General features: G+C 59.9%; 16 protein-coding genes. 8 read left to right on the forward strand and 8 right to left on the reverse strand.

The window, feature by feature from the left end; all coding sequences use genetic code 11:
- Positions 1-10 precede the first annotated feature (10 nt).
- Both glnA and hspQ read left to right on the forward strand, forming a co-directional pair.
- Positions 11-1420, forward strand: a complete 1410-nt coding sequence (gene glnA, locus EDE05_RS19385) for a type I glutamate--ammonia ligase (protein ID WP_105373783.1) — start codon at positions 11-13, stop codon at positions 1418-1420.
- A gap of 305 nt (positions 1421-1725) precedes the next feature.
- Positions 1726-2055, forward strand: a complete 330-nt coding sequence (gene hspQ / locus EDE05_RS19390) for a heat shock protein HspQ (protein WP_105373784.1) — start codon at positions 1726-1728, stop codon at positions 2053-2055.
- Between the two features lie 102 nt (positions 2056-2157).
- Here the strand turns inward: hspQ and EDE05_RS19395 are convergent, their stop codons facing one another.
- A complete protein-coding gene (locus EDE05_RS19395) occupies positions 2158-2811 on the reverse strand; it encodes an invasion associated locus B family protein (protein ID WP_105373785.1) in 654 nt (217 codons plus the stop codon).
- 288 nt (positions 2812-3099) lie between these two features.
- On the opposite strand from EDE05_RS19395, the gene EDE05_RS19400 reads away from it, so the two are divergent.
- Complete coding sequence (locus EDE05_RS19400; protein WP_165924256.1) at positions 3100-4905, forward strand: extracellular solute-binding protein; 1806 nt, start codon at positions 3100-3102, stop codon at positions 4903-4905.
- Positions 4906-4940: 35 nt separating this feature from the next.
- The gene (locus EDE05_RS19405) at positions 4941-5612 is read left to right on the forward strand and encodes a DsbA family oxidoreductase (RefSeq protein WP_132412881.1); all 672 of its coding nucleotides are present in this window, start codon (positions 4941-4943) and stop codon (positions 5610-5612) included.
- 82 nt (positions 5613-5694) lie between these two features.
- On the opposite strand, the gene mfd is transcribed toward EDE05_RS19405, so the two are convergent.
- Complete coding sequence (gene mfd, locus EDE05_RS19410) at positions 5695-9201, reverse strand: transcription-repair coupling factor (RefSeq protein ID WP_132412879.1); 3507 nt, start codon at positions 9199-9201, stop codon at positions 5695-5697.
- Positions 9198-9527, reverse strand: coding sequence for a succinate dehydrogenase assembly factor 2 (locus EDE05_RS19415; protein WP_112798080.1), 330 nt, complete (start codon positions 9525-9527; stop codon positions 9198-9200). Before EDE05_RS19415 ends, mfd begins: the two co-directional genes overlap by 4 nt.
- A gap of 90 nt (positions 9528-9617) precedes the next feature.
- On the opposite strand from EDE05_RS19415, the gene recG reads away from it, so the two are divergent.
- The gene (gene recG, locus EDE05_RS19420; RefSeq protein WP_132412877.1) at positions 9618-11726 is read left to right on the forward strand and encodes an ATP-dependent DNA helicase RecG; all 2109 of its coding nucleotides are present in this window, start codon (positions 9618-9620) and stop codon (positions 11724-11726) included.
- Position 11727: 1 nt separating this feature from the next.
- On the opposite strand, the gene EDE05_RS19425 is transcribed toward recG, so the two are convergent.
- The 4 genes from EDE05_RS19425 to EDE05_RS19440 form a co-directional block, all read right to left on the reverse strand.
- On the reverse strand, positions 11728-12423 hold the full coding sequence (locus tag EDE05_RS19425; RefSeq protein ID WP_112798084.1) for a DUF502 domain-containing protein: 696 nt from the start codon (positions 12421-12423) through the stop codon (positions 11728-11730).
- Between the two features lie 93 nt (positions 12424-12516).
- Entirely contained in the window at positions 12517-14343 is a 1827-nt protein-coding gene (gene glmS, locus EDE05_RS19430) for a glutamine--fructose-6-phosphate transaminase (isomerizing) (protein WP_132412875.1), read from the reverse strand.
- Positions 14344-14465: 122 nt separating this feature from the next.
- Positions 14466-15827, reverse strand: coding sequence for a bifunctional UDP-N-acetylglucosamine diphosphorylase/glucosamine-1-phosphate N-acetyltransferase GlmU (gene glmU, locus EDE05_RS19435; RefSeq protein WP_132412873.1), 1362 nt, complete (start codon positions 15825-15827; stop codon positions 14466-14468).
- Between the two features lie 214 nt (positions 15828-16041).
- The gene (locus EDE05_RS19440; protein ID WP_132412871.1) at positions 16042-16452 is read right to left on the reverse strand and encodes a helix-turn-helix domain-containing protein; all 411 of its coding nucleotides are present in this window, start codon (positions 16450-16452) and stop codon (positions 16042-16044) included.
- A 152-nt stretch (positions 16453-16604) separates the two neighbouring features.
- Here EDE05_RS19440 and EDE05_RS19445 point away from each other — a divergent pair, with 152 nt between their 5' ends.
- The 3 genes from EDE05_RS19445 to EDE05_RS19455 all read left to right on the forward strand — a co-directional run bounded on the left by EDE05_RS19445 (position 16605) and on the right by EDE05_RS19455 (position 19292).
- Complete coding sequence (locus EDE05_RS19445) at positions 16605-17489, forward strand: SDR family oxidoreductase (protein ID WP_132412869.1); 885 nt, start codon at positions 16605-16607, stop codon at positions 17487-17489.
- 80 nt (positions 17490-17569) lie between these two features.
- Positions 17570-18286: an aspartate/glutamate racemase family protein gene (locus EDE05_RS19450; RefSeq protein ID WP_132412867.1), complete on the forward strand. Its 717-nt coding sequence runs from the start codon at positions 17570-17572 to the stop codon at positions 18284-18286.
- Between the two features lie 58 nt (positions 18287-18344).
- Positions 18345-19292 carry a helix-turn-helix domain-containing GNAT family N-acetyltransferase gene (locus tag EDE05_RS19455; protein WP_132412865.1) on the forward strand — a complete coding sequence of 316 codons (948 nt, stop codon included), beginning with the start codon at positions 18345-18347 and terminating at the stop codon, positions 19290-19292.
- On the opposite strand, the gene EDE05_RS19460 is transcribed toward EDE05_RS19455, so the two are convergent.
- Positions 19289-20041: a pyridoxine 5'-phosphate synthase gene (locus tag EDE05_RS19460; RefSeq protein WP_132412863.1), complete on the reverse strand. Its 753-nt coding sequence runs from the start codon at positions 20039-20041 to the stop codon at positions 19289-19291. The two genes, EDE05_RS19455 and EDE05_RS19460, sit on opposite strands and share 4 nt — an antisense overlap.
- Between the last annotated feature and the right edge of the window lie 251 nt (positions 20042-20292).

The raw sequence follows: 20292 nt of genomic DNA on the forward strand, positions 1-20292 counted from the left end.
GGAAGGTCATATGACGAGCGCAAGCGAAATCATGAAACAAATCAAGGAAAACGACGTCAAGTTCGTGGACCTGCGCTTTACCGACCCGCGCGGCAAGCTGCAGCACGTCACCATGGACATTGCGTCGGTCGATGAGGACATGTTCGCCGACGGCGTCATGTTCGACGGTTCCTCGATCGGTGGCTGGAAGGCCATCAACGAGTCCGACATGGTACTCATGCCTGACCCGGCCACTGTCCATATGGACCCCTTCTTCGCGCAGTCGACGATGGTCATCTTCTGCGACATTCTCGATCCAATTTCGGGCGAAGCCTATAACCGCGACCCGCGCGGAACTGCCAAGAAGGCTGAAGCCTACCTGAAGGCATCCGGCATCGGCGACACCATCTTCGTCGGGCCCGAGCCGGAATTCTTCGTCTTCGACGACGTCAAATACAAGGCCGACCCCTATAACACCGGATTCAAGCTGGATTCGTCGGAATTGCCGTCCAACGACGATACCGACTATGAGACCGGCAACCTCGGCCACCGTCCGCGCGTCAAGGGTGGCTATTTCCCGGTTCCGCCGGTCGACAGCCTGCAGGATATGCGCTCCGAAATGCTGACCGTGCTTGCCGAAATGGGCGTGGTCGTCGAAAAGCATCACCACGAAGTCGCCTCCGCCCAGCACGAGCTCGGCGTCAAATTCGACACGCTGGTGCGCAACGCCGATAAGATCCAGATCTACAAATACGTCGTGCATCAGGTCGCCAATGCCTATGGCAAGACCGCGACCTTCATGCCAAAGCCGGTGTTTGGCGACAATGGTTCGGGCATGCACGTGCATCAGTCGATCTGGAAGGACGGGAAGCCGACCTTTGCGGGTGACGAATATGCCGGCCTCTCCGAGAGCTGCCTTTATTACATCGGCGGCATTATCAAGCATGCCAAGGCAATCAATGCCTTCACCAACCCGACGACCAACTCCTACAAGCGTCTCGTTCCGGGTTATGAAGCGCCGGTGCTGCTCGCCTATTCGGCGCGCAACCGCTCTGCTTCGTGCCGCATCCCGTTCGGGACTGGGCCGAAGTCGAAGCGGGTGGAAGTTCGCTTCCCCGATCCGCTGGCAAACCCCTATCTCGGCTTCGCCGCCATGCTGATGGCCGGTCTCGACGGCATCAAGAACAAGATCCATCCGGGCAAGGCCATGGACAAGGACCTTTACGATCTACCGCCGAAGGAGCTCAAGAAGATCCCGACTGTCTGCGGATCACTGCGCGAAGCGCTCGAAAACCTCGACCGCGACCGTAAGTTCCTGACCGCCGGCGGCGTGTTCGACGACGATCAGATCGACGCCTATATCGAACTGAAGATGACGGAAGTCATGCGCTTCGAAATGACCCCGCATCCGGTCGAATTCGACATGTACTACTCGGCCTGATCCGGCGATTCTGCCACTGGCGTTTTCGAACGGCGAGCTCAGGCCCGCCGTTCTTTTTTGGCGCGGCATCGCCTCAGCGGCAGGGAATACCGGGGCCATAGCGGCGATCCGGTTTGACGGCAGGATTCTCGATTATTGCCGGACCTTGGAATGCTCAGCCGTCGCAGGAAGTAATTTTGCGATTCCAGATCCGTCGGCCACAGATGACGCAAGTCTATCCTTGGAACAATGAAGGGCGGTGCGCATTACTCTCTTGATGTCAGAGAATTCTATTCCCACATTAGGATGCGAAAGGACATCGCACCATGAAACAACGCAACGCTAAGTTTACAATCGGAGAGGTGGTCCGCCACAAGGTCTTTCCGTTTCGGGGCGTCGTGTTCGATGTGGATCCGGAATACGCCAATTCTGAAGAATGGTGGAATGCCATTCCGGTCGAAATCCGGCCAAACAAGGACCAGCCCTTCTATCACCTGCTCGCCGAAAACGACGAGACGGAATATGTCGCATACGTTTCGGAGCAAAACCTGGAGCATGACGAGAGCGATACTCCCTTGCGCAATCCTCAGGTCTACCAGATCTTCGATCGCGGTCCATCAGGCCAGCTGAAACCCAAGGTCATCCTGGCCCACTGACTGGCGGCGACAATCAAAAAAAGACGCCTGCATCTCCCGGCGTCCTGCCTACAAAAAAGCCGGCATCTCTGCCGGCTTTTTCTCAGATGAACATCAAGACGGTTACTGGCCCTGCTTGGCCGCGTTCTGTGCGTCTTCCAGCTTCTTGCGGGTTTCTTCCGCCTTCTTCTGCAGGCCTTCTTCCAGGCTGCGCTGGCTCTGGGCGATCTGCTCCTGCGGCATTGCCGGGCCATCGAACACACCGGTAAAGCCGGAGAGCGAAACCTTGATCGGGTTCGGCGCGCGGCGGAAGTTGATTGACGTGAAGACGACGTCGTTACCCTTCTTGAGGCTGGCGATCATCGCGTCCGTCAACGGCACTTCCGCAGTGCATTTATCCGGCAGGCAGACGACATAATCCAGTTTCTGGCCCTTGCCGCCATCGATCTGCATGATGACGCCCGGCGGCACGAGGCGCGCGGTCGGAACCGAAACCTGCAGGATCTTGCGGTTTACCTTGCCTTCGACGGTGATCAGGCCGACAGCCGTGACCAACTGCCCGTTCTGGGCGGCGATGATGTTCTGCACGACGCAGATGTCGCTGTCATCCTGCTTGCTGCAAGTCTTGAACCAGCCGAGCGGCGGTGCACCCGGAGCGGCGGCGGCAGGTGCCGCGGCATCCTGTGCAAGGGCTGCAGCCGGCAGCGCACTTGCGCCAACCGAGAGAGCGAGAACGGACATTGCCGTCCGCAGAACTTGGGTTGCCTTAAGCATCATAACGAGATCCGTCTCCTGAAATCCGTGGGGCGGCAAGACGCCGTTCAAATCCCTCGGGGTGTCCTACTGCCCGTCACCTGTCGGCGAAATGAGGCATTTGAATGACCCGCCCGTCCGGCAAACCTGTTACATCGCGACGGCCACGATATCCAGCCCCCTCTTTCGTATTTTTTCACAAGGCGTTAACGCGCCTGTTCAATCTTTCGCGGGCGGTGCCGGGTTGGTCCCCCTAGGGGTATGCGTTATCTTGCCTTCGAATCAGCGAGGACATCTCCCACCATGAGCTCGATGCGACGCTTTGTTCCCCTTATCGCGGCCCTTTTGATCGGCGGGCCCGCAACAGCCGAGCCCCTGCACGGGATCGCAATGCACGGATCGCCGGCCCTGCAACGAGACTATAAGCACTTTTCTTACGTCAATCCGGAGGTCAAAAAGGGCGGCAGGGTGGCCTATGGGGTGGTCGGCACATTCGACAGCCTCAATCCGTTCGTCCTCAAAAGCATGCGCACGACCGCACGCGGCCTCTGGGACACCATCTTCGGGCATCTCCTCTACGAACCCCTGATGACTCGTTCCAGCGATGAACCATTCACGCTTTATGGTCTGCTCGCCGAGAGCGTCGAATGGGATGAAGACCGCACCTTCATACAGTTCAACATCAACCCGAAGGCAAAGTGGTCGGACGGCCAGCCGGTGACCCCGGAGGACGTGATCTTCACGTTCGAAATTCTGCGCGACAAAGGCCGAATTCCCTTTTCCAACCGGCTTGCGCCCGTGGAAAAGATGGAAAAGGTGGGCGAACGCAGCGTACGTTTTACCTTCAACGACAAGGCTGACCGCGAGTTCCCGCTCATCCTCGCTACCTCCACCCCAATCCTGCCGAAACACGTCATCGATCCTACGACTTTCGACCAGTCGACTTTGAAGCCCCCTGTGGGCTCGGGCCCCTATCTCGTCAAATCCGTGTCACCCGGCGAACGCATCGTTTATGAGCGAAATCGGGATTATTGGGGCAAGGACATTCCCTCGAAGATCGGCTTCGATAACTACGATCAGATCTCGGTAGAATATTTCCTGCAGGAAAACACTCTCTTCGAAGCCTTCAAGAAGGGTGTGATCGATGTCTATCTGGAAGGCAGCCCGACTCACTGGGCTCGTGCTTATGACTTTCCCGCTGTACAGAAAGGCGAAGTCATAAAAGACGCCTTCAAGCCGCAGCTTCCAACGGGCATGCTCGGCTTCGTGTTCAACACCCGTCGTCCAGTCTTTGCCGACGTCAACGTCCGTGCCGGCCTGTCGCTGGCCCTGGATTTCGAATGGGCCAACAAAAACCTCTTCGAAGGCGCCTATACCCGTACGGAAAGCTATTGGCAGGACTCGCCGCTCTCTTCTCTCAGCAGACCGGCAGATGAGCGCGAACTTGCCATTCTCGGACCGGCCAAGGAGAGGATCGAACCTGCGGTTCTCGACGGCACCTATCGCCTGCCGAAAACAGACGGCTCCGGCGCCGATCGGAAGGTGATGAGAGACGCTGTCGACCTTCTGAAAAAAGGCGGCTACACGATCAAGAACGGCAAGATGTCCGATGCCAACGGAAAACCGCTCGTCTTCGAGGTGATGACGCAGACCCAGGACCAGGAAAAGCTGGCGATCGCCTATCAGCGCACGCTGAAGATGATCGGCGTCGACATGGCGATCCGCACTGTCGACGACGCACAGTACCAGGCCCGCTCCGGCAGTTTCGACTACGACATGATCGTCAAATCCTATCCGTCGACGCTGTCACCCGGCATCGAGCAGGTTGGCCGCTGGGGATCCTCTTCGCGCGACCGGCCGGGCAGCTTCAATTTCGCTGGCGTCGCCGACCCGGATGTCGACAAGCTCATCGGGTCCATCCTCTCCGCCCGTAGCAAGGAGGATTTCGAAGCGGCGGTGCGCGCCTATGATCGGTTGCTGATTTCCGGTCACTACATGGTGCCGCTTTATCACATACCGGAGCAATGGCTGGCGCGCCGCAGCTATATCAGCTATCCGGAGAAACTGCCGCTTTATGGCTACCAGCTCAACACCTGGTGGGACAAACGGGCGCAATAGCCGAATTCAGGTCGATCAAGTAAAGGAAGCCCGTCATGGAGCGCGTGACCATAGACATCGTTTCGGACGTCGTTTGCCCCTGGTGCTATCTGGGAAAGGCGCGGCTGGAGCTCGCCATCGCCGAAGTGCAGGACGAGATCGGGGTGGACATCAACTGGCGCCCCTATCGGCTCAATCCGGACCATCCGCCGGAAGGCGTCGATCACCAGAGCGATCTGGCCCGCAAGCTTGGGGGTAAGGACGCGGTGGATCGCGCCCATGCCATGCTGCAAAAGCTCGGCGAGGACGTTGGCATCCGCTACAATTTCGAGGCAATCAAGATCGGGCCGAATACGCTCGATGCACATCGGATGCTGCATTGGGCGATGACCGAGGGGCGCGAAGTTCAGGACAAGGTCGCAACAGCCCTCTTCAAGGCAAATTTCGAGGAAGGACGAAATGTCGGCGATCCCGCAGTGCTGGCAGATATTGCCGAGCAATCTGGCCTTGACCGAAAGGTGATCGAAAACCTTCTGGCGACGGATGCGGACAAGGACACGGTTCTTTCCGAGATCGACGCGGCCCAGAAGATGGGCGTCACCGGCGTTCCTTTTTTCATCATCGACGGACAATATGCGGTGAGCGGGGCGCAGACACCGGATGTCTTCGTCAACGCCTTGCGCGAGATTGCCAAGCTCAAGGCCGATGCCCGCAAAGGCATGATTTGATCCAGGGTCCCCTCGCCCGCAGACCAAAGGGGCTCGCAAGGCCCGATACCCGCGACACCCGATCCATTCGTAACGTGCAGGATCAGGCTTTCGCCAGCTCCGCGAATTGTGTCATCACCTGCGCTGCAGCCGTCAGCCTTTTTTCCGGCGTGGGAAGCTCCCGCGTCAGGAATACACTCTGATCCGGCCGAATCTTCGCGAGCGTTCCCTGCTTGGCGATATATCCCACGAGCGCTGCAGGATTCGGGAACTGCTTGTCGCGGAAGGTAACGACCACGCCCTTCGGCCCTGCCTCCAGCTTCTCGACATTTGCCTTCCGGCAAAGGGACTTGATGTAGACGACCTTCAGAAGGTTCTGCACCTCCGGCGGCATCGGGCCGAAACGATCCACCATTTCCGCGCCGAAACCGTCGATCTCGGAGAGTTCGGAGACCTCACCAAGACGGCGATAGAGCCCCATGCGCAGATGCAGATCCGGCACATAAGATTCCGGGATCATCACAGTGATGCCAGCGGAAATCTGCGGTGACCAGCCGGTATCGACGATCTCGTCGTCGCCCTTCACTTCCGCCACCGCCTCCTCCAGCATCTGCTGGTAGAGCTCGAAACCGACTTCCTTGATATGACCGGATTGTTCTTCGCCGAGCAGGTTTCCGGCGCCGCGGATATCAAGGTCGTGGCTTGCAAGCTGGAATCCGGCCCCGAGAGTGTCGAGCGACTGCAGCACTTTCAGGCGACGTTCCGCCGTCGTCGTGAGCGGCTTGTTGACCGGCAGGGTGAACAGCGCGAAGGCGCGCACCTTGGAGCGGCCAACGCGGCCGCGAAGCTGATAGAGCTGCGCCAGTCCGAACATGTCGGCGCGATGCACCACCAGCGTATTGGCGGTCGGCACGTCGAGACCGGATTCGACGATGGTCGTCGAGAGAAGCACGTCGTACTTGCCGTCGTAGAAGGCATTCATGATGTCTTCAAGCTCACCGGCCGGCATCTGACCATGGGCGACGGCCACCTTCAGCTCCGGAACGTCCGACTGAAGGAAAGCTTGAATCTCCGGCAGATCGGCGACCCGGGGACAGACATAGAAACTTTGGCCGCCGCGGTAATGCTCGCGCATCAGCGTCTCGCGGATGACGAGCGGATCGAAGGGCGAGATGAAGGTGCGGACCGCCATGCGGTCGACCGGCGGGGTGGTGATGAGCGAAAGTTCGCGAACACCCGTCATAGCAAGCTGCAGCGTGCGAGGGATAGGCGTCGCCGAGAGCGTCAGAACATGCACGTCGCTCTTTAGCTCCTTCAGCCGCTCCTTGTGCTTGACGCCGAAATGCTGCTCTTCGTCGATGATCAGCAGGCTGAGATTGGCGAACTTGATGCCGGCGCCGAGCAGTGCGTGGGTGCCGACTACGATATCCACCTTGCCCTCGGTCAGAGCTTTCTTGGTTTCCGCCAGTTCCTTGGCAGATACGAGACGGGATGCCTGGGCAACGGTGATCGGCAAGCCGCGAAAACGGTCGCGGAAGGTCTTGTAGTGCTGGCGGGCAAGCAGCGTGGTCGGCACGACGACTGCGACCTGCGCGCCGTTCATCGCCGCAAAAAACGCCGCCCGCAGCGCAACCTCGGTTTTACCAAATCCCACATCCCCGCAAACCAGACGATCCATCGGCCGGCCCGCTCCCAGGTCGTCCCGCACGGCGTCGATGGCATTCGCCTGGTCGTCCGTCTCGTCGTAGGGAAAACGTGCGGCGAATTCGTCGTAGAGCCCTTCCGGCGTGGTCAATACAGGCGCACGGCGGGTGATGCGGGTCGCGGCAATGCGGATAAGCGCATCCGCCATGTCCAGCAGGCGCTTCTTGAGCTTGGCCTTGCGGGCCTGCCAGGCGCCGCCGCCGAGCTTGTCCAATTGCGCTTCGGCGGCATCCGAACCATAGCGCGACAAGAGATCGATATTTTCGACAGGCAGGAAGAGCTTAGCCTGATCGGCATAGTGCAGTTCCAGGCATGCCCGCGGCGCGCCGGCTGCCTCGATGGTCACGAGGCCGACGAAGCGGCCGATGCCGTGTTCTGCGTGGACGACCAGCGAACCTTCGTCGAGGCCCGCCACTTCCGTCAGGAAATCCGCTCCGCGCTTGCGGCGTTTGCCGCGGCGGACCATGCGGTCGCCGAGGATATCCTGCTCGCCGATGACGGCGATCTTGTCGGTTTCGAAGCCCGCCTCCAGGCTTAGCACTGCCGAGGCCGCTTCACCTTTTTCGAGTGTATCGAGATCGGAGAGCTTCTCGATCTGTTTGATACGCTTCAGGCCGCGCTCGTCGAGCACCTGCAACAGACGATCGAGCGAACCGGCCGACCAGCCCGTCACCAGCACCTTGATGCCGGCCGCCCGCTTGTCGGCAATATGCTTGACGACCAGGTCGAACACATTGATGCGCTCGTCTCGCTCCTTGTCCTCGGTCTGCGATTTGGCCCAGCGCGGCCCGGCATGCGCATCGAGCGTCACCACCCGGCGACCTTCAGTGTCCGCTTCATTGAATGGCGTAAGCCGCAGCGCGTTGACCGCAGCGAGAGCAGAGGCGAAAGCCTTGCCGTCGAGGTAGAGCTGGCCGGGAGAAACCGGCTTGTAAGGCGCGGCCTGCGCCGCGGCTCCCTTGCCCTGCGTCCCGCTGTCGCGCCGCGCGTCGTAATAGTCGAGGACAAGCTTGGAACGCTCGTTCGCAGCCTCTTTGGCCGTGTGATCGGTAACGATGCGAAAACCGTGGAGATAGTCGAAGGCCGTCTCGAGCCTCTCGTAAAAGAGAGGCAGCCAATGCTCCATGCCGGCATAACGCCGTCCTTCCGAGACCGCCTGATAGAGCGCATCGTCGCGAGTGGCTGCGCCGAAAAGGGAGAGGTAGTTCTTCCGGAAGCGGCTGATCGTGTCCGGCGTCAGCGTCACCTCGCTCATGGGATTGAGATCGAGAGAACGGGTCTGGCCGGTGGTCCGCTGGCTGGCAGGGTCGAATGAACGAATCGATTCCAACGTATCCCCGAAGAAATCCAGCCGCACAGGCTCTTCCGTGCCCGGCACGAAGACGTCCAGAATGCCGCCGCGAACGGCGAATTCGCCCACTTCGCGCACGGTCGCAACGCGCTCGAAGCCGTTGCGCTCCAACCGAGCAGCAATGTCGTCCATGCGGATCTGATTGCCAGGCCTCGCCGAAAAGGCAAGGCTCTCGATAATCTCCGAGGGAGCGATCTTCTGCAGCATCGCATTGACCGTCACCAGTACGATCGCGGCATGAGGCTTCTTGCGATGCGAGATCAGACCAGAAAGGGCCGCAAGTCTGCGGGCGGAGACATCCGCGCTTGGTGAAACCCGGTCGTAAGGCAAACAGTCCCAGGCAGGCAGCGTGAGCACCGGAATTTCCGGCGCGACGAATGACAGCATCTGCTCGAGATCGGGCATGCGCTGGCCGTCGGACATGATATAGGCTACGGGCTGGCCCGCCCTTGCCAGTTCGGCCAGCACCAGCGGCTCCATGCCGGGAGGCACATTGCCGATGCTCAGCGGAGCCTGCGCCGCCGCTATTTTCTTCGCATCAAATCCTGGAATCATTGCGTCGGCCCGCGCCTTGCTTCGAGCGAAGCTTTGGTGACAGGATCAAAATCAGGCTTATAGGCCGCAACCCGAGCAAAAAGCGGCGTCTGCCTGTGCTCCGGCAGCGGCTTGGCTCCTGTGATCCAGGCATGCAGATCATGATCGTCTTCGCCCATGATCGTCTCGAATTCGTCGAGTTCTTCCTCCGACAGCCGGGCGATCTCGGCCTCCGCAAAGCTTCCGAAAACGAGGTCCATTTCGCGGATGCCGCGATGCCAGCAGCGATAAAGGATGCGGCGGCGGCGCGGGTCGAGATCCGCGCTGGTGCGCGATAGTCCTGTCATATCGGTGTCCTTGTTCCGCGGTTCATATAGGACGGAAATACAGCCTCGTCACCTTGCCAAACGGCTAAAATTCATCGCATTTTGCGCGCCATGCGTCCTGCCGTCCTCGATCCGCTCTTCTCACCGGTCGCCTCGCTTGCGGGCGTAGGGCCGAAGCTTGCAGACCTGATCGCCCGCGTGACAGGCCGAGAGGACGCGGACGACTGCCGTGTCGTCGACCTGCTCTTCCATGCCCCCCATTCATTGATCGACCGGCGCAATCGGCCGGGAATCGCCCTTGCGCCGCAAGGCGCAATCGTGACGATCGAAGGTCGTGTCGACCGGCACCAACCGCCGCCAAGGGGCAAACCCAACCTGCCCTACCGCGTTTTTCTGCACGATGATACCGGCGAGCTGGCGCTGACATTCTTCCGCGCCAAGGGCAACTGGCTGGAGAAATCCCTGCCGATCGACGAGACGGTCATGGTGAGCGGCAAGGTCGACTGGTTCAACGGCCGGCCATCCATGGTGCATCCGGACTTCATCGTGAAATCTTCGGAAGCCGAGAACCTGCCGCTGATCGAACCCGTTTATCCGCTGACGGCAGGCCTTTCCCCGAAGCTCTTGCGCAAAGCCATCGACGGGGCGCTCGCGCGCCTGCCGATCCTGCCGGAATGGGTGGACGTCAATCTGGCGTTACGTCAGGGCTTTCCTTCCGTTACGGATTCCTTCCAAAGGCTGCACGATCCGCGCGACGAGACGGATGTCGAATCACAATCACCCGCCCGCCGGCGGCTTGCCTATGACGAATTCCTGGCGGGTCAGGTGTCGCTTGCTCTCGTCAGGCAACGCATCCGCAAAGTGCCCGGTCAACCGATCCGCGTGAAGGGTGATCTGGCGGCAGAGATCATAGCCCACCTGCCTTTCTCGCTCACCCCGAGCCAGAAGAAGGCGGTTGACGATATTCTGAAGGACATGGCGGGCGAGGACCGCATGCTGAGGCTGCTGCAAGGCGATGTCGGTGCCGGCAAGACGCTGGTCGCCCTGCTGGCCATGGCGGCTGCCGTCGAGGCCGGCGGCCAGGCGGTTCTGATGGCGCCGACGGAAATCCTCGCGCGCCAGCATTTTTCTACCATCTCGAGGCTTGCAGGCGCCGCAGGCGTGACCGTCGAAGTGCTGACAGGTCGAACGAAGGGCCGCGAACGCGATCAGATCGTCGAACGCATCGCATCCGGCGAAGCCCAGATCGTCATCGGCACCCATGCCCTTTTTCAAGATGCGATCAGCTATCATAATTTGTTGCTGGCCGTTGTGGACGAACAGCATCGCTTCGGTGTTCATCAGCGCCTGCGCCTGACCGCCAAGGGCATCTCGCCGCATATGCTGGTGATGACCGCGACGCCCATCCCGCGCACACTGGTGCTCGCCGCCTTTGGCGACATGGATGTCTCCAAGCTGACCGAAAAGCCAGCCGGCCGAAAACCTATCCAGACGGTTACCATTCCTACGGAGCGCATCGGGGAGATCGTTTCCCGCCTTAGAACGGCGATCGCCGACGGAAAGAAAGGCTACTGGATCTGCCCGCTCGTTGAAGAATCGGACGTTTCAGACCTGATGTCGGCGGAGGAACGTTATCAGGTGCTGGCGCAGGAACTTGGCCGCGACAATGTCGGTCTGGTGCACGGACGCATGAGCGGACCGGAAAAAGATGCGGTCATGAGTGCCTTCAAGAACGGCGAACTGCGGTTGCTGGTGGCGACGACGGTGGTGGAAGTCGGCGTCGACGTTCCGGATGCGACCATCATGGTGATCGAGCATGCCGAACGTTTCGGACTTGCCCAGCTCCACCAGCTTCGCGGCCGGGTCGGGCGCGGCGACGACGCATCGACCTGCATCCTTCTCTACAAGGGTCCCTTAAGCGAGACCGGCCGCGCACGGCTGTCGATATTGCGCGACAGCGAAGATGGGTTTCTGATTGCGGAAGAGGATCTGCGCCTGCGTGGCGAGGGAGAGCTTCTCGGTACGCGGCAATCCGGCACGCCCGGTTTTCGCATTGCGAGCCTCGAAGCGCACGCCGACCTATTGGACATCGCCCGCAAGGACGCAACCTATCTGCTGGAACGGGACCCGGAGCTCACCAGCGAGCGTGGGCAGAATATGCGCGTGCTACTCTACCTCCACCGCCGCGACGAGGCGATCCGCTTCCTGAGAGCCGGATAATTCACCCCTGAACGACGGGCGGCGGCAAAACCGCAGTCGGCGCTCCGGCACTCGGCCTGTAGTCCGGCGCAATCAGGCCGCCGGAAATCAGGAGCTTGGCGCCCTCTTCCGGCGTCATGTCCAGCATGATGACCTTGCTTCGCGGGACAAACATCAGAAAGCCCGCTGTCGGCACCGGCGTCGGCGGCAGGAAGACCCCGACCATTTCCTCGCCGTCCGCATTGAGCTTCGCCGCGATCTCGCCCTGCGCATCCCCGGAAATGAAGACCAGCGCCCACATGCCGGGACTGGGAAACTCGATCAGTCCGCATTTCTTGAAGGAGGTGGACTGTTCCTTCAGCACGGTCTCCAGGATCTGTTTGACGCTCCTGTAGATGGTGCGGACTAGCGGCATGCGATGCAGGATCGATTCGCCGAAATTGACGATGGAGCGGCCGATCAGGTTTTTGCCGAGAAAACCGATAATGGTAATCAGGACCACCGCCATCACCAGCCCGGTGCCGGGAATGGTGATGTTGAAATAGTATTGCGGGTCGTAGCGTTGCGGAATGTAGGGCGTGACCCAGCTATCGGCCCAGTCGATAAAGGCGAAGGTCAGCCAGATGGTAATGGCCAGAGGCGCGCAGATGATGAGCCCGGTCAGGAAGTTGTTCCGGAGGCGGCCGGCCAGCGATATTCGCTCTGGACTGTCGCTCATTCCGCTTCCTTGAATCACCTAAAGCACTGCCGCATTCATTTGAATGCGACAATGCAGGATGCGATGGTGCGATGCAAGGAAAAGCGGCGGATATCACTCGACGGTGACGGATTTCGCGAGGTTGCGCGGCTGGTCGACGTCAGTCCCCATGAAGACTGCCGTGTGATAGGCCAGCAACTGGATCGGCAGCGAAAAGATCATCGGCGCAATGATCTCATCGACATTCGGCAGCGCGATTGTCGCCATGGTCGGCAGTCGCGACGCGGCGGCGCCCTTTTCGTCGGTGATGAAAATGATCTTGCCGCCGCGGGCCGCCACTTCCTGCATGTTCGAAACGGTCTTTTCGAAGAAACGGTCATGGGGCGCAATGACGATTACCGGCATGTTCTCGTCGATCAACGCGATCGGCCCGTGCTTGAGCTCCCCGGCAGCATAACCTTCGGCATGGATATAAGAGATTTCCTTAAGCTTCAGCGCGCCTTCCATGGCAAGCGGAAAGCTCGTGCCGCGGCCGAGATAAAGCACGTCCTTGAAACGTGAGAGATCGCGCGACAGGACCTCGATCTGCGGCTGGATCTCGTTCAGCACCCGGCTCATGATGCGCGGCATCTCGGCGAGATGCTTGACCATCGCCCTTTCGTCGCCGGCCGTCACGGTGCCGCGGGCACGACCGGCGCCAATGGAAAGCGCGGCCAGCACCGCAAGTTGGCAGGTGAAGGCTTTGGTGGAGGCGACGCCGATTTCCGGCCCTGCCAGGATCGGGAAGATCGCGTCCGATTCACGCGCTATTGTCGATTCCTTGACATTGACGACCGCGCCGATCTTCAGCCCCTGGTCCTTGCAGTACCGAAGCGAGGCAAGCGTGTCCGCCGTCTCGCCGGATTGCGAGATGAAAAGCGCCGCCTGCCTTGGCGACAGCGGCAGTTCGCGGTAGCGGAATTCGGAGGCGACGTCGATCTCGACCGGCAGGCGCGCATAACGTTCGAACCAGTATTTGCCGACCAGACCGGAGAGATAGGCCGTGCCGCAGGCGGAAATGGCGAGGCCGGAGACCTTGCCGAAATCGATCGCCGTTTCATTCGACTTCACCGTATGGGAGGCGAAATCGATATAGTGGCTGAGCGCGTGGGAAATGATCTCGGGCTGCTCGTAGATCTCCTTCTCCATGAAATGGCGATGGTTGCCCTTGTCGACCATGAAGGCGGAAGCCTGCGAAATCTGGCTTGGCCGCTTCAGGGGTTTGCCCTCGTAGTCGATGATCTCGACGCCCTTGTGGGTCATGATCGCGCAGTCGCCATCGACGAGATAGGTGATCTCGTTCGTGAAGGGCGAGAGCGCTATGGCATCCGAACCCAAAAACATCTCGCCGCGACCGTGGCCGATGGCGAGCGGCGGCCCGAAGCGGGCTGCCATGATCGTGGCCGGGTCGTCCTCGAAAATCACCACCAGCGCATAGGCGCCGGAAACGCGGTTCAGCATCGCGAGCATGGCCTCGCGGTGATCGAGCCCCTGGCGGACATATTTCGCCAGAAGATGGGCAACGACTTCGGTATCCGTCTGGCTCTGGAAAACCGCGCCTTCAGCCAGCAGTTCATCCTTCAGCTCGGAAAAATTCTCGATAATTCCGTTATGGACGACGGCGACGCCTTCGACGAAATGCGGGTGGGCGTTGGTCTCGTTCGGCACGCCGTGGGTCGCCCAACGGGTATGGGCAATGCCTATGGCGCCCGGCAGAGGCTCCGCATCAAGCTTCTTTTCGAGGTTGAAGAGCTTTCCTTCGGCGCGACGGCGGTCCATTTTTCCGTCGTGGATGGTCGCGACGCCGGCGGAATCATAACCGCGATATTCGAGTCGCCGCAGCGCATCGACCAGGCGCGCCGCCACCGGTTCTTTTCCGACGATCCCGACAATCCCGCACATAAACCACCCTCTTCGTTTCGTTGGAACCCGCGCAGTCCTAGCCGATTGCCGGCCCGACGCAATCGGCCCGGCGGTCACTTTCGATGTCGGAAAGTAATGCTCGGCGGTTAAGGCGCAATTGTTTATTTCGTTGCCTTTTTAGCGGCCTTGAACGCAAGGGCGCGTTCCCGGATCACTTTGGCACGCTCGAGCTTTACTTCCTGGCGTGCCCGACCGAATGCCAATGCGTCCGCCGGCACGTTCTCGGTAATGACGCTGCCGGAGGCGACGTAAGCGCCGTCGCCGATCGACACCGGTGCGACGAGGGCCGAATTCGAGCCAATAAAGGTGTTCGCGCCGATGCGCGTTTCGTGCTTGTTCACGCCGTCGTAGTTGCAGGTGATGGTTCCTGCCCCGATATTCGCATGCGCGCCGATCACGGCATCGCCGATATAGGTCAGGTGATTGACCTTGGCCCCCTCGCCGATTTTACCGTTCTTGACCTCGCAGAAATTGCCGACCTTGGCGCCTGCCGAAAGCTCTGCTCCGGGGCGGAGGCGTGCAAACGGTCCGACAGTCGCTCCGGCACTGACATGCGCGCCTTCAAGATGCGAGAAGGCATGGATCACTGCACCAGATTCCACAGTCACGCCCGGCCCGAACACGACGTTCGGCTCGACCAGCGCGTCCTGGCCGATCTCGGTATCGTAGGAGAGGAAGACCGTCTCCGGCGCGATCATGGTGACGCCCGAGACCATCAGTTCGTGACGACGGCGCTCCTGCCAGAGCTTTTCCAGAAAGGCGAGTTCGGCGCGGTTGTTGCAGCCGGCAACTTCCGTTTCCGGAGCGTCGACGGCCACGACCCTGCCCCCGGCGGCACGGGCGATTTCCACGATATCGGTAAGGTAATACTCACCCTTTGCGTTGTGGTTGTTGATCTTTTCGAGAAAGGACAATGCCTTCCGGCCGTCTATCGCCATCAACCCGCTATTGCACCAAGTGATTTTCCGCTCTTCCTCGGTGGCGTCCTTCTCTTCGCGGATCGCGATCAGCTCGTCATTTTCCACCAGGAGGCGACCGTAGCCGGTCGGCTTGTCGGTGCGGAATCCGATGACCACGACATCGGCACCTTGCGCCAACTTTTCGCGCGCCGCAGCAAAGGGCGCCGATGTCACGAGGGGAACATCACCATAGGCAATCAGAACGTCATCGTAGCTGCGGGCAATCGCCTGCTTTGCCGTCAGCACTGCATGGCCCGTTCCAAGACGCTCGGTCTGGAGGAATGTCTCGACGGAAACACCGTCCACCGCGCCGGCCCTGGCGACCGCCTCCGCGTCCCGCCCGACGACAAGAGCAGCATCGGAAACGCCGGTCGATGCGATAGCCGCCATGACATGCGCGATCATCGGCCGGCCGGCGACCGGGTGCAGCACTTTCGACATCGACGATTTCATCCGCGTGCTGTCGCCAGCTGCGAGGATGACGGCAAGGCAAGAACGGCTCATCGGAAATCTCCTTCCATGCGATTGCACGGGCTTTTAGCAGCAAGATTGTTGAAGCGCGATAAACGGCTTGTGTGCAAGCGCAACAAAAAGAGCTAGCGCCCGGCGCGTATCGAACGTCCGAGGCTTACTGGCCAACCGAGGCTTTTCGAGAATATTCGGTAGTCTCACGCGGGCTTGGCTGTTGGTAAGGAAACATCCGCCCGCCCCTCTTAAATCAAGCCAATTCGTTCTCGTCGTACTGCACGCGGGCGGCTTTGACCAAGGAGTGATTCTCTTCGGCCCATCGGAGGACCTTGGAGAGCGGCTCGAAGAGCGAGCGACCAAGATCCGTCATCCGGTATTCGACGCTCGGCGGCTTTGTCGGAAACACTTCCCGTTCGATATAACCGTCCCGTTGCAGATCGCGCAGCGTCTGGGTGAGCATGCGCTGGGAAATATCCGGCACCAGCCGCCGTAACTCCCCGAACCGATAGGGCCGACGCGACAGCGCTTCCAGCAGCAACGTCGACCATTTGCCGGCGATGCGGTCGATCACGTCGCGCACCGGACAATTTCCTGCATCCCACCCGGACATATCGCATTCCTGACCGTCGAGGACACGCTTATGCGCCGCCTTGAACACCATGACGGTGGTTCCCTTCAGATAACCATCTCCCCCAAAACTGCCTTCTTTACAGTCAGTCGTCAATTCCTATTTTAGCGCTAGTCTCTTTTTGAGACCAACATTTACACCCGCGCTAGAGCGCCGGTTTCATCGATAGAAGGATAAGATTTGAGATGACCAGACTTCTCGTCACCGGCGCCGCCGGACAACTCGGTCGCGCCGTCCTGCGTCACCTGACGCAGACCTTCAAAGTCGCGCCTGGCGATATCGTCGCGGCAAGCCGCGATCCTCAAAAACTGGCCGGGCTTGCAGCCGAGGGAATTGAAACCCGCGCTGCCGACTTCGACGATGAGGCAGGTCTGGTAAAGGCCTTCACGGGCATCGACCGCGTGCTGATCATCTCGACGGACGAACTCGCTGTCCCGGGAAAGCGACTCAACCAGCACAGGAACGCCGTCGCTGCTGCAGCCAAGGCCGGCGTGAAGCACATCGTCTACACCTCAATGCCCAACCCGGACAAATCGCTCGTCACCTTCGCTCCGGATCACCTCGGGACCGAAGAGGCGATCAAGGCGAGCGGCGTCGCCTATACGATCCTGCGCAATTCCTGGTACAGCGACAACTACCTCATGTCGATGCCGCACAATCTGCAGGTCGGACGGTGGTATACGGCCATGGGCGCCGGCAAGGTGGCGAACATCAGCCGCGACGATTGCGCGCGCGCTGCAGCCGCTGCGCTCGCCAATCCGCCCGCCGGCAATCAGACGCTGACGCTTACCGGTCCCGAATCGCTGCCGGCCGAAGACATCGCGGCACGCGTTTCAAAGGCTGCCGGAAAGCCACTTGAGGTCGTTCACGTCACGGATGAGCAACTCTCTCACGGTCTTGCCGGCGCTGGCCTCCCGCCCTTTGTCGTAGAAATGCTGGTTTCGGCGGACGCCAACATTCGAGCCGGTAATTTCGACCTGCTGACGGACGCCTTCGAAAAGCTGACGGGAGCCGCGCCGCAACCGCTTGCCGCCTATCTGGAAACGCAGAAAGCAGCGTTATCAGGCTAGCTCAATGCCAAGGATTGCAAATCTCCAAAATTCGAGATAATTAGATGGAGTTACTAAATTCTATCTGATTTGGAGAAAAAATGCGCGCGATTGGCTTGATTGGTGGGATGAGCTTCGAAAGCACCGCGGTCTATTACCGGCTCATCAACGAGATGGTCCGCGACCGCCTCGGCGGTCTTGCGTCAGCCAACGTTTTCCTCCATTCGGTCAATTTTGCCGAAGTCGTCGACATGCAGAAAGCCGGCCGCTGGGATCTGGCGGCCGAGCATCTCGCAAACAGCGCAAGCAGCCTCCAGAGCGCTGGCGCCGAATGCGTCCTGATCTGCACCAATACCATGCACCTCGTCGCGCCAGAGGTCCAGGCAGCAGTTGACGTACCCGTCATCCATATCATCGACGAAACGGCCAAAGCGCTGAAATCGCTGGGCCTGTCGCGTCCGCTTCTGCTCGCGACCCGATACACCATGGAACATGGATTCTACGGAGAGCGCATGAAATCGCTCGGCATCGACGTCATGGTTCCGGACGCCGATGACCGCACGGATATCCATAACATCATCTTTAATGAACTGTGCGCCGGGACCGTTGCCGAGGCGTCCCGCCACCGCGCGATTGCCATGATCGAAAAGGCCAAGGCCGAGGGCGCAGACAGCATCATCCTAGGCTGTACTGAAATCTGCCTCCTTCTCGATCCGGAAAACCTGCCGCTTCCGGGCGTTGATTCCACAACAGTCCACGCAAAAGTTGCCGTGGATTTCGCTCTCGGCGACGCGACAGCAAGTCAGGCCGCAGCTTAATTAGTTGACTCAGTCAAATATTTGGTGGACAAAAATCTCTTGATCGGAGGTTTTTGCCATGACTGACCTTGCCTTCCTGGACACCGTTCGCGCCTTCAACCGATTTTACACGAACAAACTCGGCTTGCTCGCGAAGGGCTATCTCGAGTCTCCTTACACGCTGACGGAAGCGCGCATCCTTTACGAGATGGGGTCGCGCAGGCGCGTATCCGCCACGGAACTCAACCATGATCTCGGCCTCGATCCCGCCTATCTGAGCCGGGTGCTAAAAAAGTTTCGAGAGTTAGGCTTTATCGACAGCCAGCCCGACCCTGCAGACAAGCGAAGCCAAGTATTGGCTATCACAGCGAAGGGACGAGCCGAATACGAAATGCTCGCCGAGCGTTCGCGTCGGCAGATCGAAAACGATCTTGGCCATGTGGACGAGACCGACCGCGAAAAGCTGATCGACTCCATGCAGGCGATCCGGATGATCCTCGACCCGAAATCGGCGACACCCCCGCCGCCTGTGGTCATTCGGCCGCACCGGATAGGCGATATAGGATGGCTCATTGAAGCCCAGGCGACCGCCTATGCCCGCGAATACGGCTGGAACGAAAAATTCGAGGGACTGATCGCAGACGTCGCCGGCAAGTTCATCGCCAACTTCAATCCCGAGCGCGAGCGCTGCTGGATCGCGGAACGCAACGGCCGAAGGGTCGGCTCGGTGCTGGTGGCCGATGGTGGCGACGGAGTCGCGAAACTGCGCCTTCTCTATCTCGACCCGGCTGCCCGCGGCCTCGGCCTCGGCCGGACGCTGGTGGATCAATGTATCAAGTTTTCAACCTTAGCCGGCTATCGAAAACTGTCCCTCTGGACCAATGATGTGCTGTCAGCCGCCATCCACATTTATGAGAAGACAGGCTTCAAACTTGTCTCCGAGGAGAGACATGTGATGTTCGGGCCGGAATGCACCGGCCAGACCTGGGAACTCGAACTCGGCGAGGCAAAGCTCTCCGCCGCTTAATTTGTCTGTCCACATGCGCGGCGGAAACGGCGCACGGTTTCCGCCATGCCATATTCCAAGGCATCCGCGGTCAATCCGTGGCCGATCGAAACTTCGGCCAGGTGTGGGATCCGCCTCACGAGCGCGGGCAGATTGGCGACCGTCAGATCGTGGCCGGCGTTGACCCCGAGCCCTTCGCTCAATGCCGCGTCCGCAGTACGCCCGAGCATTTCAAGGATCTCTGCGCCGCGCTGCGGGTCATCGAAGCAGCCGCCGTAAGGGCCGGTATAAAGCTCGATGCGATCGGCTCCCGTCGCCTTCGCCAGCTTGATCGCCTCCACGTCTCCATCGCCATCGGCAAATAGCGAAACCCGCATTCCTTTCCTCTTGAGGCGCGCGACAATCGGCTTCAGCATTTCACCGGTGGCACGGAAGTCAAACCCGTGGTCCGACGTCGCCTGGCTCGGATCGTCCGGCACAAGGGTCACCTGTTGCGGTTCGGTCTTCTCGCAGAGCGCCAGAAAGTCTTCGCTGGGATAACCTTCGATGTTGAATTCCGCCGTGGGGAATTCGTCGTCGATCAAAGCGCGGATTACCGGCAGGTCGGAAAAACGGATGTGCCGTTGATCAGGACGCGGATGCACGGTCAGCCCGGCCGCTCCCGCCTGAAGCGCAATCCGCCCCAGTCCCTCGACGCTTGGCCAGGGAAGGTCCCGGCGGTTGCGCAACATGGCGACGGCGTTGAGATTTACGGAGAGCTTGGTCGGCATGGCAATATCCGTTTTTCAGAGGAGGTGCCGAGCTTTTAGGGCATGGATCGCGCGAACGCCACCGGCTTTGAGGAATTACACCTATAAAGAGTTTTCATCGACGAGAATCCACGTGGCTTGAGGGGCTATCATTTTCGAAAATTTTACATAATGTATTGCTAACAGAATTCGCCGGCCGGACCGAAGGCGGCGGGATACAGGGCTTGCCGGCGAATTCTGTTAGCCAATCATATCGGGTCCGCGTTTTCAGT

Origin of the sequence: Neorhizobium sp. R1-B (assembly GCF_004368875.1) — a bacterium.
Lineage (GTDB): Bacteria > Pseudomonadota > Alphaproteobacteria > Rhizobiales > Rhizobiaceae > Neorhizobium > Neorhizobium huautlense.